Source organism: Streptomyces sp. bgisy159 (assembly GCF_965341775.1).
Taxonomy (GTDB): domain Bacteria; phylum Actinomycetota; class Actinomycetes; order Streptomycetales; family Streptomycetaceae; genus Streptomyces.
Window position 1 is genome coordinate 60,939 of the sequence record NZ_CBDQZH010000007.1, and the last position, 13,162, is coordinate 74,100.

A 13,162-nucleotide genomic window follows, 5' to 3' on the forward strand; every position below is an offset into this window, starting at 1 on the left:
AGCCGCCCGCGCTAGGGTGCGGAACGACAGCGTCGTTACTGATCAGTAAGGGGAATCGGCCATGCAGCTAGGGATCAACCTCGGCTACTGGGGTGCCGGGATGGACGCGGACAACCTCGCCGTCGCCCAGGAGGCCGACCGCCTCGGGTACGCCGTCTGCTGGGCCGCCGAGGCCTACGGCTCGGACGCGGCCACCGTGCTCAGCTGGGTCGCCGCCCAGACCGAGCGGATCGACGTCGGCTCGGCCATCTTCCAGATCCCCGCCCGCCAGCCCGCCATGACCGCGATGACGGCGGCGACCCTCGACTCCCTCTCCGGCGGCCGCTTCCGCCTCGGCCTCGGCGTCTCCGGGCCGCAGGTCTCCGAGGGGTGGTACGGCGTCAAGTTCGACAAGCCGCTGTCCCGCACCCGCGAGTACGTCGAGATCGTCCGCAAGGCCATGGCCCGCGAGCGCCTGTCCCACGAGGGCGAGCACTGGACGCTGCCCCTGCCGGGCGGGCCGGGCAAGCCGATCAAGCTCACCGTGCACCCGCAGCGCGAGCACATTCCGCTGTACATCGCCGCGATCGGCCCGAAGAACCTGGAGCAGACCGGCGAGATCGCCGACGGAGCCCTGCTGATCTTCCCGTCTGCCGAGCACCTGGAGGACACCGCCCTGAAGCACCTGCGGGCCGGCCGGGAGAAGGCGGGCCTGACGATGGAAGGCTTCGACGTCTGCCCGACGCTCCCGCTCGCCGTCGGCGACGACCAGGACGTGGCGCGGCTCGCCGACACCTTCCGGCCCTACACCGCCCTCTACGTCGGCGGCATGGGCAGTTTCAAGCAGAACTTCTACAACCAGCTCGCCCGTCGCATGGGCTACGAGAAGGCCGCCGCCGACATCCAGGAGAAGTACCTGTCCGGCGACAAGGAGGGCGCCGCCGCCGCCGTACCGCACGACCTGATCGACGCCACCACGCTGCTGGGCTCGGTCGACCGGATCGCCGACCGGATGGCCGCCTACGCCGCGGCCGGCGTCACCACCCTCACCCTCGCCCCCGCCGGCTTCACGCTCGACGAGCGGCTCGCCTCCCTGCGCGCGGGCGTGACGGCGCTGGAGCGCGCCGGACTGGCGTAGCGGGGAGGAAGGTCACTGCGGCCGTGGTGGGGGCTCGGGGGTCTTCCCCGCCACGGCCGTCACCGGGAACAACGCGCCCGGGCGAGCCCGGTTACGCCCCGACGGCACCCGGCACGTCCTTCTTTCGGCCCAGCCGCCGGCACCCTGCTGTTGCAGGGCCCGCCCCGCCGCATTTGACTCGGTCTTCGCGGAAGCCTGCGGAACGCAGAGAGGTGCCCACCATGCTGTCGGCCAAGAGCCTGTTCCAGGAGATCCTCGACCACGACGAGTCCTTCGCGCTGTTCTGCTCGATCGCCGCCGGCGGTGAGGCCCAGGGCGGCTGGGAGAACGCCCGGATCGCCGCCCTCGTCCCGCCGGACGAGCGCGACCTCGCCCCCAGGATCGCCCGCCACGGCGCCGACGAGGAAAAGCACGGGCGCATCTTCAACGCACTGCTGAAGAAGCGCGGTCTCGAACCCGTCCCGGTCCCGCCCGACACCGACTACACCATGCTCCTGGAACGGGCGGGCATCGGCCTCGCGCACGAGAGGCTCAGGGCCGACCACCCGCTCACCGTCCAGGACATCGTCACCTACCTCGCTCACAGCAGGGTCACCGAACAGCGCGCCTCGGAGCAGATGGAACTGCTGCGCAAGCACTTCGCCGACCACCCCGACATCGGCCGCGCGGTGCGCATGATCTCCGCCGACGAGGACAACCACCTCGCCTACTGCCACGAGGAACTGCTGCGCCTCGCGCACGCCGGGCACGGCCGCGCCGTCCAGGGCGCCCTGCGCGCGTGCGCGCTCGCCGAGATCCGCGTCTACCGGGACGTCAGCCTCGCCGTCACCGCTCACATGGGCCGCCTCCTCGGCTGGCCCCGGGCCAAGTCGGCGGTGCTCGCGGCCGGCGTCCGCGCCGTGTACGCGTGGGAGCGCTTCGCGGGCTGGCGGCGCATGGTGTCCCTGGAGATGCCCGAGCGCCGCGACCCGCTCGGCCGCCCTGTGGCACCGGCCGCCAAGTTCGTCTGACCTACGGCCGGCCCCGGCTCTACAGCCAGCCCCGGCTCTTGAAGGTCCGGTACAGCAGCACCTCCAGGGCGGCCATCAGCGCGATCAGCGCCGGGTACGACCAGGGCCAGCGCAGCTCCGGCATGTGCTCGAAGTTCATGCCGTAGACGCCGGCCAGCATCGTGGGCACCGCGGCCATGGCCGCCCACGCGGAGATCTTCCGCATGTCGTCGTTCTGCCGTACGCCGGTCTGCGCCAGATGCGCCGAGAGCACGTCGGAGACCAGCCGGTCCAGGCCCTCCACCGAGTCGTTGACCCGGTTCAGGTGGTCGTGCACGTCCCGGAAGAAGGGTCGCGCCGTGTCCCGCACGTACGGCACCGCACCGCCGAGGCCCCCGCCGCCCGCCAGCCGCGTCAGCGGCATCCCCAGCGGGCCGGTCGCCCGGCGGAACTCCAGGACCTGCCGCTTGAAGCCGTAGATCCGCGAGGCGGTGTTCCGCGACCCGCCCACCTCCGGGGAGAACACCTCCGCCTCCAGCTCCTCCAGGTCGGTCTGCAGCTCGCGCGCCACCTCCAGGTAGTGGTCGACCACGGCGTCGCTGATCGCGTACAGCACGGCCGTGGGCCCCTCGGCGAGCATGTCGGGGTCGGCCTCCAGCCGGCGCCGCACGGCGGCCAGCGGCGCCCCCTCTCCGTGCCGGACGGTGACCACGAAGGAGTCACCGAGGAACACCATGACCTCGCCGGAGGACACGGTGTCGCTGTGCGGCTCGTACACGACCGGCTTGAGCACCAGGAACAGCGAGTCCTCGTAGACCTCCAGCTTCGGCCGCTGGTGCGCCTTGAGGGCGTCCTCGACGGCCAGCGGGTGCAGCGCGAACTCCTCGGTGACCCGGTCGAACTCCGGCTCCGTCGGCTCGTGCAGGCCGATCCACACGAAGCCGCCGGTGGCCCGGGCCGCCGCCAGCGCGGCCGAGAGGTCCCCGGCCGCCTCGGCGCGGTGTCCTTCGCGGTAGAGGGCACAGTCGACGATCACGGAGCGAATTGTCCCGCCGACCGGCCGCCTCCGCACCCGGGAGTGTGCCTACCCTGGGCGGCATGCCCACGCTGATCCTGGTCCGGCACGGCCGGTCCACCGCCAACACCTCGGGCGTGCTCGCCGGCCGTACGCCCGGCGTCGCCCTCGACGAACGCGGCGCCGCCCAGGCCGCCGCGCTGCCCGGACGGCTCGCCGCCCTGCCTCTGGCCGAGGTCGTCACCAGCCCCCTGCAGCGCTGCCGGGAGACCATCGGGCCCCTCCTCGACGCCCGTCCGGCACTGCGCCCGCACACCGAGGAGGGGATCACCGAGTGCGACTACGGCGACTGGAGCGGCCGCAAACTCGCCGAGCTGAACGACGAACCGCTCATGCAGGTCGTCCAGGCGCACCCGTCCGCTGCCGCGTTCCCCGGCGGCGAGTCCATGCGGGCCATGCAGACCCGCGCCGCCGAGGCGGTGCGTGAGTGGAACGCGCGCGTGGAGCGTGACCACGGCCCCGACGCCGTCTATCTGATGTGTTCGCACGGCGACATCATCAAGTCGCTCGTGGCGGACGCGCTCGGACTGCATCTCGACCTCTTCCAGCGGGTGTCAGTGGAACCGTGTTCCATCACAGCGATCCGTTACACCCGGACCCGCCCCTTTCTGCTGCGGCTGGGCGACACCGGCGACTTCGCCTCCCTCGCGCCGCGCGAGGAGCCGCCCGCCGAGGACGCCACGGTCGGGGGCGGCGCGGGCGCACCGTGATCGTCCCGCAGTAGGGTGAAGCGGTCCGCACCCGCGCGTGCCCGCATGGACGGCCGCACCAACCCCGCACGCACCCACGAATCCCATGGAGACAGGACGTGTCCCGTCAGGTGTTCCTCTACGACCCCCCGGACCGCTTCGTGGCCGGTACGGTCGGACTGCCCGGGCGCCGTACCTTCTTCCTCCAGGCCACGGCCGGTCCCCGAGTGACCAGCGTGGCGTTGGAGAAGACCCAGGTCGCCGCGCTCGCGGAGCGCATGGAAGAGCTTTTGGACGAGGTCGTGCGGCGCAGCGGGGGCAGTGCCTCCGTGCCCGCCGTGGCCCCCTCGGAGATCACCGACACCGCTCCCCTCGACACCCCGATCGAGGAGGAGTTCCGGGTCGGCACCATGGCCCTCGCCTGGGACGGCGAGGAACAGCGCATGATCGTCGAGGCGCAGGCCCTCGTGGAGCTCGACGTCGAGACCGAGGAGGACCTCGCCGCGGCCGAGGAGCGGCTGCTGCAGGACGAGGAGAACGGCCCGCCGATGCTGCGGGTCCGCCTCACCGGCGCCCAGGCCAGGGCCTTCGCCAAACGCGCCCTCGACGTCGTCAACGCCGGCCGGCCGCCGTGCCCGCTGTGCAGTCTGCCGCTCGACCCGGAAGGACACGTATGTCCGCGCCAGAACGGATACCGCCGCGGCGCGTGAGCGCCGCGCGACTGCTCGCCGAGGGCGTGCTCACCGTGCGCGGGCGCATCCGGGAAGCCTCCAACGCGGCCCTGTACTGCACGGTGGCGTACGAGGGCCGCGAGGCCGCCTGCGTCTACAAGCCGGTCGCCGGCGAGCGGCCGCTGTGGGACTTTCCCGACGGCACGCTGGCCGGCCGTGAGGCCGCCGCCCACGCGGTCTCCGAGGCGACCGGCTGGGGCCTGGTGCCGCCCACCGTGCTGCGCGACGGCCCGTACGGCGAGGGCATGTGCCAGCTGTGGATCGACGCCGAGCCCGGCGGCGAGCTGCTGGCCCTCGTCGACGGCGAGGAGCCCGCGCCGGGCTGGAAGGCGGTCGGGTTCGCCGAGGTCGGGGAGGGCCGCACCGCGCTGCTGGTGCACGCCGACGACGAACGGCTGCGGCGGCTCGCCGTCCTCGACGCGGTGATCAACAACGCCGACCGCAAGGGCGGCCATCTGCTGCCCGCCGGTGACGGGCGGCTCTACGGCATCGACCACGGCGTCACCTTCAACGTCGAGAACAAGCTGCGCACCCTGCTGTGGGGCTGGGCGGGGGAGCCCCTGACCGCGGAGGCCCTGACGGTCCTCAGGGGCCTCAGGGAGGCCCTGGAGCCCGGCGGGGAGCTGACGGCGGCCCTGGCCCCCCTGATCACCGCCGCCGAGACCGACGCCACACGCGCGCGTGTCGACGCGCTGCTCACCACCGGGACCCATCCGGAGCCGAGCGGTGAGTGGCCCGCCATCCCCTGGCCGCCGGTCTGAGGGGCCCACCGCCCGTCCGGCCGGCGAGTGGACCGCACACCACCCGGAAACCCGCAAGAGGGCCTTCCCGGCCAACTCGGCCCACTCCGGTTCGTATACCGAACTCCGGTCCGGTTAGGCTCATGACATGCATGCCTGGCCCGCTTCCGAGGTCCCCGCCCTGCCCGGTCAGGGCCGCGACCTGAGGATCCACGACACCGCGACCGGCGGCCTGGTCACTCTCGACCCCGGTCCGGTCGCCCGCATCTACGTGTGCGGCATCACCCCGTACGACGCCACCCACATGGGGCACGCGGCGACGTACAACGCGTTCGACCTCGTGCAGCGCGTGTGGCTCGACACCAAGCGGCAGGTTCACTACGTCCAGAACGTCACCGACGTCGACGACCCGCTGCTGGAACGCGCCCGGCGCGACGACCTCGACTGGGTGGCCCTCGCCGAGAAGGAGACCGCCCTCTTCCGCGAGGACATGACCGCTCTGCGGATGCTCCCGCCCCAGCACTACGTCGGCGCCGTCGAGGCGATACCCGGCATCGTGCCGCTCGTCGAACGACTGCGCGATCTCGGTGCCGCCTACGAACTCGAAGGGGACATCTACTTCTCCGTCGAGTCCGACCCGAACTTCGGCAGGGTCTCCGGACTCGACGCCGCCGCCATGCGCCTGCTGTCCGCCGAGCGCGGCGGCGACCCCGACCGGCCCGGCAAGAAGAACCCGGTGGACCCGATGCTGTGGATGGCCGCCCGGCCCGGCGAGCCCAGCTGGGACGGCGCCTCTCTCGGCCCCGGCCGGCCCGGCTGGCACATCGAGTGCGTCGCCATCGCGCTGGACCACCTCGGCATGGGCTTCGACGTCCAGGGCGGCGGCTCCGACCTCGCCTTCCCGCACCACGAGATGGGCGCCTCGCACGCCCAGGTCCTCACCGGCGCGTTCCCCATGGCCAAGGCCTACGTGCACGCCGGGATGGTCGCCCTGCACGGCGCGAAGATGTCCAAGTCCAAGGGCAACCTCGTCTTCGTCTCCACGCTGCGCCGCGACGGCGTCGACCCCGCCGCCGTCCGGCTGACCCTGCTCGCCCACCACTACCGGGCCGACTGGGAGTGGACCGACCAGGTGCTGGCCGACGCGGTCGCCCGACTCGGGCGCTGGCGCGCCGCCGTGTCGCGGCCCGACGGCCCGTCCGCCGACGCCCTCGTGGAGGAGATCCGCGAGGCCCTGGCCGACGACCTCGACGCCCCGGCCGCCCTCGCCGCCGTGGACCGCTGGGTCGCCCTCCAGGAGGAGCGGGGCGGTACCGACATCAGCGCGCCCGGCGTGGTCTCACGCGCCGTCGACGCTCTCCTGGGCGTGGCGCTGTAGCGACGCCGGACCCACAGCGAGGGGCGCGCCTCCCGACCCGGGAAGCGCGCCCCTCCTGCTCAGTCCTCCGACGAATCCTCGTCCTCGCCGCTCGGCTTGGGCGGTTTCGGCGGCCGGCTCCGCTCGCCGGGGGTGTCCCGCAGGTACGAGGTGCCCTCGCCGTCGGCCGTGGCGTGGCCGCCGGGCGGGCCGCCGCCGTCCCGGCGCCGCAGGTACCGCTCGAACTCCCGGGCGATGGCCTCGCCCGAGGCCTCCGGCAGCTCCGCGGTGTCCCGGGCCTCCTCCAGCGTCTGCACGTACTCGGCGACCTCGCTGTCCTCCGCGGCCAGCTGGTCCACGCCGACCTGCCAGGCGCGCGCGTCCTCGGGCAGCTCGCCCAGGGGGATGCGCACGTCGATCAGGTCCTCCAGCCGGTTGAGCAGCGCCAGCGTGGCCTTGGGGTTGGGCGGCTGCGAGACGTAGTGCGGCACGGCCGCCCAGAGACTGACGGCCGGCACGCCGGCATGGGTGCAGGCCTCCTGGAGGACGCCGACGATGCCCGTGGGGCCCTCGTACTTGGTCTCCTCCAGGTCCATGCGGCGGGCCAGGTCCGCGTCGGACGTGGTGCCGCTGATCGGCACCGGACGTGTGTGCGGGGTGTCGCCGAGCAGGGCGCCCAGGACCACCACCAGCTCCACGCCCAGCTCGTGCGCGAAGCCCAGCAGCTCGTTGCAGAACGAACGCCAGCGCATCGACGGTTCGATCCCGCGGACGAGCACCAGGTCGCGCGGCTTGTCGCCGCCGACCCGCACCACCGACAACCGCGTCGTCGGCCAGGTGATCTTGCGTACTCCGGCGTCCATCCACACCGTGGGCCGGTTGACCTGGAAGTCGTAGTAGTCCTCGGCGTCGAGCGCGGCGAACACCTCGCCCTTCCACTCCCGCTCCAGGTGCGCGACCGCGGTGGAGGCGGCGTCGCCGGCATCGTTCCAGCCCTCGAACGCGGCCACCATGACTGGGTCGATCAGCTCGGGAACCCCCTCCAGCTCGATCACCCAGCGCCTCCTTCCGACGTGCCCTCGCTTGACCACCCAACCTTACGGCGTGGCGCGGGGGCGCCCGCATCCCCCTTGCGCGGGGGAGTGAACGGATCACTGCCCCGCTCGCCACCCCCGGACACCCCGACGATCACGGTGCCGCTCCCAGCGAGCCGCGCAGCCACCGCTCCACGCTCGCGATGTGCACGGTCGCCCAGGAGCGCGCCGCCTCCGCGTCCCGGTCACGCAGGGCGGCCAGGATCGCGCGGTGCTCGCTCAGAGTGCGGGCGACCGCGTCCCGCTGGGTGAGACCCCGCCAGATCCGGGCCCGCGTGGTGGGGCCGGACAGACCGTCGAGCAGCGAACAGAGCACCGAGTTGCCGGCGCCGCGCACGATGTCCCGGTGGAACTCCAGGTCGGCGGAGACCAGTTCCTCCACGGACGGCCGCTCGCCGAGCCGGTCCAGCCGGGCGTCCAGGGCGTCCAGCTGCCGCTCGCTGACCCGCAGGGCCGCCATGGCGGTGGCGGCCGGCTCCAGGATGCGGCGCACCGCCAGGAACTCCAGCACGGTGTCGTCGCGGTGGAAGTCCACGACGAAGCTCAGCGCCTCCAGCAGCAGCTGGGGGTCCAGGCTGGTCACGTACGTCCCGTCGCCCTGGCGCACGTCCAGGATGCGGATGAGCGACAGAGCCCGTACGGCCTCACGCAGGGAGTTGCGGGACAGGCCCAGGTCGGCGGCGAGCTCGCTCTCCTTGGGGAGCCGGTCGCCGGGGCGCAGCGCGCCGGAGACGATCATGCCCTTGATCTTCTCGATCGCCTCGTCGGTGACTGCCATGACGGGCCTCCCGCTGACTCAGACATCGGATGTATCAGGTCATTATGGAGGCTGCAGGGACGGGCCGTGCGGCGACCACGTCGCCGTTCCAGGCCGCGGGCACGGCCCCGGGCGTGCCAAGGGGGCGGCTCCGCCGGCGGGGAGCCGCCCCCTTCGCGATGCCGGCCCCGGTCAGGGAGGTGGGCCGGCAGGCGCCGTCACTTCTTGTCGAGCAGGTCCTGGACCTTCGCACGGACCTCGTCCGTGGCCAGACCCCGGATCGTCAGCGTCGTACGGCGGCGCAGCACGTCGTCCGCCGTCTCGGCCCACTCGTGGTCGCGGGCGTAGACGACCTGCGCCCAGATCTCGGGCGCGTCGGGGTGGACGCGCTCGCTCAGCTCGGGGTGCTCGTTCGCCAGGCGCGCGATGTCGAAGGCCAGCGAGCCGTAGTGGGTCGCCAGGTGCTTCGCGGTGTCGGCCGCCATCCGCGGGCCCGGCGCCGGGTTGTCGACCAGCAGCCGGTGGGCGACCGCGCGCGGGTTGGCGACACCGGGCAGCGGCAGCTTCTTCGGCAGCGAGGAGATCGGCTCGAAGTCGTCGCCGAGCGGGTGGCCCGGCAGCGACTCCAGCTTCTGCATCACCGTACGGCCGATGTGCCGGAAGGTGGTCCACTTGCCGCCCGCGACGGACAGCATGCCGCCCCGCCCCTCGGTGACCACCGTCTCGCGCTTGGCCTTCGCCGTGTCGCCGGGGCCGCCCGGCAGCACCCGCAGACCGGCGAACGCGTAGGTGATCAGGTCGCGGTCCAGTTGCTGGTCGCGGATGGAGAAGGCGGCCTCGTCCAGGATCTGGGCGATGTCCTTGTCGTTGACCGCGACCTCGGCCGGGTCGCCCTCGTACTCCTCGTCCGTGGTGCCGAGCAGCAGCATGTCCTCCCAGGGGAGGGCGAAGGTGATGCGGTACTTGTCGATCGGCGTGGCCAGCGCGGCCCGCCACGGGGCGGTCCGCTTCAGGACCAGGTGGGCGCCCTTCGACAGCCGGATCGACGGCGCGGCGTTCGGGTCCTCCATGCGCCGCAGGTGGTCGACCCAGGGGCCGGTGGCGTTGAGCACCAGCCGCGCGTCGACGCCGAACTCGTCGCCGGACAGGCGGTCCCGGAGCTCGGCGCCCGTCACCCGGCCGCGGGTGAAGCGCAGCCCGGTGACCTCGGCGTGGTTGAGGACGGCGGCACCGGCGTCGACGGCCGCACGGACCGTCATCAGCGCCATGCGCGCGTCGTTCATCTGGTCGTCGCCGTAGACGGCGACGGCCTTGAGGTTGTCGGTGCGCAGCTCGGGCACGTCCTGCGCCGCCTTCGCGGGGGAGAGCAGGTGGCCCACCCCGTCACCGAAGGCGGAGAGCGCGGAGTAGGCGAAGACGCCCGCCCCGAGCTTCGCCGCGCCGTGCGGCCCGCCCTTGTACACCGGGAGGTAGAAGGTGAGCGGGTTCGCCAGGTGGGGGGCCACCTGGCGGGAGACCGCACGGCGCTCGAAGTGGTTCTCCGCCACCAGCTTCACCGCGCCGGTCTGCAGGTAGCGCAGACCGCCGTGGAGCAGCTTCGAGGAGGCGGAGGAGGTGGCGCCGGCGAAGTCGCCGGCGTCGACCAGTGCCACCCTGAGACCGGACTGCGCGGCGTGCCAGGCGGTGGAGATGCCCAGGATGCCGCCGCCGATGACGAGAAGGTCGTACGACGCCTTGGAGAGCCGCTCCCGGGTCTCGGCGCGGCTCGGCAGGGAGCCGGAGGCCGGGCGCGTGCCCAGGGCAGGTATGGACTGCAGGGTGGACTGACTGGTCATGTCGGGTTTGTACTCCTCATCAGAGCTCGCCTAGAAGAGCGTTCGTAGGCTGTCGTCAGCTCTCGTCGTCCTCGAGCCAGCCCATGGTCCGCTCGACGGCCTTGAGCCAACTCTTGTACTCACGGTCGCGGGTGTCCGCGTCCATGCGGGGGGTCCACTCGGCGGCCCGCCGCCAGTTGGCGCGCAGGTCGTCGGTGCTGGTCCAGAAGCCGACGGCGAGACCGGCGGCGTAGGCGGCGCCGAGGCAGGTGGTCTCGGCGACCATCGGGCGCACCACGGGCGCGTCCAGGACGTCGGAGAGCGTCTGCATCAGCAGGTTGTTGGAGGTCATGCCGCCGTCGACCTTCAGTGCGGCGAGCTCGACGCCGGAGTCCTTCGTCATGGCGTCGGAGATCTCCCGGGTCTGCCAGGCGGTGGCCTCCAGTACGGCGCGCGCGAGGTGCGCCTTGGTGACGTACCGGGTCAGGCCGGCGATCACACCGCGCGCGTCCGGACGCCAGTACGGCGCGAACAGGCCGGAGAAGGCCGGCACGAAGTAGGCGCCGCCGTTGTCCTCGACGGAGAGCGCGAGCGTCTCGATCTCGGCGGCGGTGGAGATCAGGCCCATCTGGTCGCGCATCCACTGCACCAGCGAACCGGTGACGGCGATCGAGCCCTCCAGGGCGTAGACCGGCGCCTGGTCCCCGATGCGGTACCCGACCGTGGTCAGCAGGCCGCTGTACGAGTTGATGATCTTCTCACCGGTGTTCATCAGCATGAACGTGCCGGTGCCGTACGTCGACTTGGCCTCACCCTCGGCGAAGCAGGTCTGGCCGAACAGCGCGGCCTGCTGGTCGCCGAGCGCGGAGGCGACCGGGATGCCGCCGAGCAGGTCGCCCAGCTTGCCGCCGGTGATCTCGCCGTAGACCTCGGCGGAGGAACGGATCTCGGGCAGCATCGCCATCGGCACGCCGATGGACTCGCAGATCTTGTCGTCCCACTCCAGCGTGTGGAGGTTCATCATCAGGGTGCGGGAGGCGTTGGTGACGTCGGTGTAGTGCTTGCCGCCGTTGACACCGCCGGTCAGGTTCCAGATGACCCAGGTGTCCATGGTGCCGAAGAGGATGTCGCCGGCCTCGGCGCGCTCGCGCAGGCCCTCGACGTTGTCCAGCAGCCAGCGCGCCTTGGGGCCGGCGAAGTAGGAGGCCAGCGGCAGGCCGGTCTCGCGGCGGAAGCGGTCCTGGCCGACGTTGCGGCCGAGCTCCTTGCAGAGGGCGTCGGTGCGGGTGTCCTGCCAGACGAGGGCGTTGTGGACGGGCTCACCGGTGTTCTTGTCCCACAGCAGCGTGGTCTCGCGCTGGTTGGTGATGCCGATGGCCTTGATGTCGTCGCGGGTGATGCCGGCCTTGGCGACGGCTCCGGCGACGACCTCCTGGACGTTGGCCCAGATCTCGTTGGCGTCGTGCTCGACCCAGCCCGGCTTCGGGAAGATCTGCTCGTGCTCCTTCTGGTCGACGGAGACGATGCGGCCGTCCCGGTCGAAGACGATGCAGCGGCTGGAGGTGGTGCCCTGGTCGATGGCTGCGATGAACGGGCCGTGCCCGTGGGAGGAGATACCGGCGTGGGCGTCGGTCACTGTGTGCTCCTGGGTTCCGTGGTCGGGGGGACTGTTTCTACTGGTGCTCAGGGCTAAAAGCGGCTGCTTCAGGCGAAAGCGACGTTGTAGATGCCTGCCGCGATGGCGCCGCCGATCAGCGGACCGACCACCGGGATCCATGCGTAGGCCCAGTCGGAGCCGCCCTTGTTGGGCAGGGGCAGGAGGGCGTGGACGATGCGCGGGCCGAGGTCACGCGCCGGGTTGATGGCGTAGCCGGTCGGACCGCCGAGCGAGAGGCCGATGCCGACGACCACGAAAGCGGTGATCAGGGCGCCCAGGGTGCCCAGGCCGTTGCCCTGGTCGTTCAGGCCCTGGGTGAGGACCGCGAGCACGAGCACGAAGGTACCGATGATCTCGGTGGCCAGGTTCTGTGCCACGTTGCGGATCTCGGGGCCGGTGGAGAAGACACCCAGGACCGGGCCGGCGCCCTCCTCCTGGGCCTCGACGGCCTTGGCCCTGGTGTCCTGCGCACCCGGACCGCCGACGATCTCCTTGTCGGTCAGGTGTGCGTGGAACTGGCCGTAGTAGGCGAGCCAGACGAGGGTCGCGCCGATCATGGCGCCGAGCAGCTGTCCGCCCAGGTAGGTGGGGACGTTGCTCCACTCGCCGTCCTTGATCGCGATGCCGAGCGTCACGGCCGGGTTGAGGTGGGCGCCGGACAGGGGCGCCGAGATGTAGACGGCCGTCATGACCGCGAAGCCCCACCCGAGGGTGATGGCGAGCCAACCGGCGTTTCGTGCCTTGGAGGCCTTGAGTACGACAGCGGCGACGACGCCGCCGCCGAGCAGGATGAGTATGGCGGTACCGATGGTCTCGCCGATGAAGATGTCGGAGCTGGACACCCGCGACTCCTTTGTCCTTCGTCCAGGGGTAACCGAACCCCGGGTCCCTCCGGGGGTCTGGCGCCCTCGGGGGTGAGAGCGATGCCGGCCCTTGGCGTTGTCACACTCTAGCGCGTATTGCCGGTAGGTGTTCGACAATGCCGACCGATGGACGGGAGTCTTGTCGCGGCGTCACACGTGCGTCAAGAGTTCTGTTATCGAAAACCTGATCGTTACTGATCGATGCGGGTTATTGATCTGCCAGTGGGTCGGCTGGGGATGTGTACAGATTCGCCCCAAATGACCAAGCGGGCAACGCAA

Annotated in this window: 12 protein-coding genes; 6 read left to right on the forward strand and 6 right to left on the reverse strand. The window is 71.8% G+C overall.

Annotated elements, in window-relative coordinates; translation table 11 throughout:
* Positions 1 to 61: 61 nt before the first annotated feature.
* The gene (locus tag ACSLTV_RS09650) at positions 62 to 1,117 is read left to right on the forward strand and encodes an LLM class F420-dependent oxidoreductase (protein WP_432134568.1); all 1,056 of its coding nucleotides are present in this window, start codon (positions 62 to 64) and stop codon (positions 1,115 to 1,117) included.
* 221 nt (positions 1,118 to 1,338) lie between these two features.
* The gene (locus ACSLTV_RS09655; protein ID WP_435611974.1) at positions 1,339 to 2,127 is read left to right on the forward strand and encodes a ferritin-like domain-containing protein; all 789 of its coding nucleotides are present in this window, start codon (positions 1,339 to 1,341) and stop codon (positions 2,125 to 2,127) included.
* Positions 2,128 to 2,146: 19 nt separating this feature from the next.
* On the opposite strand, the gene ACSLTV_RS09660 is transcribed toward ACSLTV_RS09655, so the two are convergent.
* Positions 2,147 to 3,142 (reverse strand): magnesium and cobalt transport protein CorA, encoded by a 996-nt coding sequence (locus ACSLTV_RS09660; RefSeq protein ID WP_432134566.1) that lies wholly within the window; start codon positions 3,140 to 3,142, stop codon positions 2,147 to 2,149.
* A 62-nt stretch (positions 3,143 to 3,204) separates the two neighbouring features.
* Here ACSLTV_RS09660 and ACSLTV_RS09665 point away from each other — a divergent pair, with 62 nt between their 5' ends.
* The 4 genes from ACSLTV_RS09665 to mshC all read left to right on the forward strand — a co-directional run bounded on the left by ACSLTV_RS09665 (position 3,205) and on the right by mshC (position 6,719).
* Positions 3,205 to 3,891 (forward strand): histidine phosphatase family protein, encoded by a 687-nt coding sequence (locus tag ACSLTV_RS09665; protein WP_432134565.1) that lies wholly within the window; start codon positions 3,205 to 3,207, stop codon positions 3,889 to 3,891.
* 98 nt (positions 3,892 to 3,989) lie between these two features.
* Entirely contained in the window at positions 3,990 to 4,580 is a 591-nt protein-coding gene (locus tag ACSLTV_RS09670) for a DUF3090 domain-containing protein (protein ID WP_432134564.1), read from the forward strand.
* Positions 4,544 to 5,362, forward strand: a complete 819-nt coding sequence (locus ACSLTV_RS09675) for an SCO1664 family protein (protein WP_435611975.1) — start codon at positions 4,544 to 4,546, stop codon at positions 5,360 to 5,362. Before ACSLTV_RS09670 ends, ACSLTV_RS09675 begins: the two co-directional genes overlap by 37 nt.
* A 127-nt stretch (positions 5,363 to 5,489) precedes the next feature.
* The gene (gene mshC, locus ACSLTV_RS09680; RefSeq protein ID WP_432134562.1) at positions 5,490 to 6,719 is read left to right on the forward strand and encodes a cysteine--1-D-myo-inosityl 2-amino-2-deoxy-alpha-D-glucopyranoside ligase; all 1,230 of its coding nucleotides are present in this window, start codon (positions 5,490 to 5,492) and stop codon (positions 6,717 to 6,719) included.
* A 59-nt stretch (positions 6,720 to 6,778) separates the two neighbouring features.
* Here mshC and ACSLTV_RS09685 read toward each other — a convergent pair whose 3' ends face one another.
* The 5 genes from ACSLTV_RS09685 to ACSLTV_RS09705 all read right to left on the reverse strand — a co-directional run bounded on the left by ACSLTV_RS09685 (position 6,779) and on the right by ACSLTV_RS09705 (position 12,862).
* Positions 6,779 to 7,753 (reverse strand): PAC2 family protein, encoded by a 975-nt coding sequence (locus ACSLTV_RS09685; protein ID WP_432134561.1) that lies wholly within the window; start codon positions 7,751 to 7,753, stop codon positions 6,779 to 6,781.
* Between the two features lie 133 nt (positions 7,754 to 7,886).
* Complete coding sequence (locus ACSLTV_RS09690; protein ID WP_432134560.1) at positions 7,887 to 8,570, reverse strand: FadR/GntR family transcriptional regulator; 684 nt, start codon at positions 8,568 to 8,570, stop codon at positions 7,887 to 7,889.
* Between the two features lie 197 nt (positions 8,571 to 8,767).
* The gene (locus ACSLTV_RS09695) at positions 8,768 to 10,384 is read right to left on the reverse strand and encodes an FAD-dependent oxidoreductase (RefSeq protein ID WP_432134559.1); all 1,617 of its coding nucleotides are present in this window, start codon (positions 10,382 to 10,384) and stop codon (positions 8,768 to 8,770) included.
* A gap of 55 nt (positions 10,385 to 10,439) precedes the next feature.
* Positions 10,440 to 11,978, reverse strand: a complete 1,539-nt coding sequence (gene glpK, locus ACSLTV_RS09700) for a glycerol kinase GlpK (protein ID WP_432134633.1) — start codon at positions 11,976 to 11,978, stop codon at positions 10,440 to 10,442.
* A gap of 89 nt (positions 11,979 to 12,067) precedes the next feature.
* Entirely contained in the window at positions 12,068 to 12,862 is a 795-nt protein-coding gene (locus tag ACSLTV_RS09705) for an MIP/aquaporin family protein (RefSeq protein ID WP_432134558.1), read from the reverse strand.
* Positions 12,863 to 13,162: the final 300 nt, after the last annotated feature.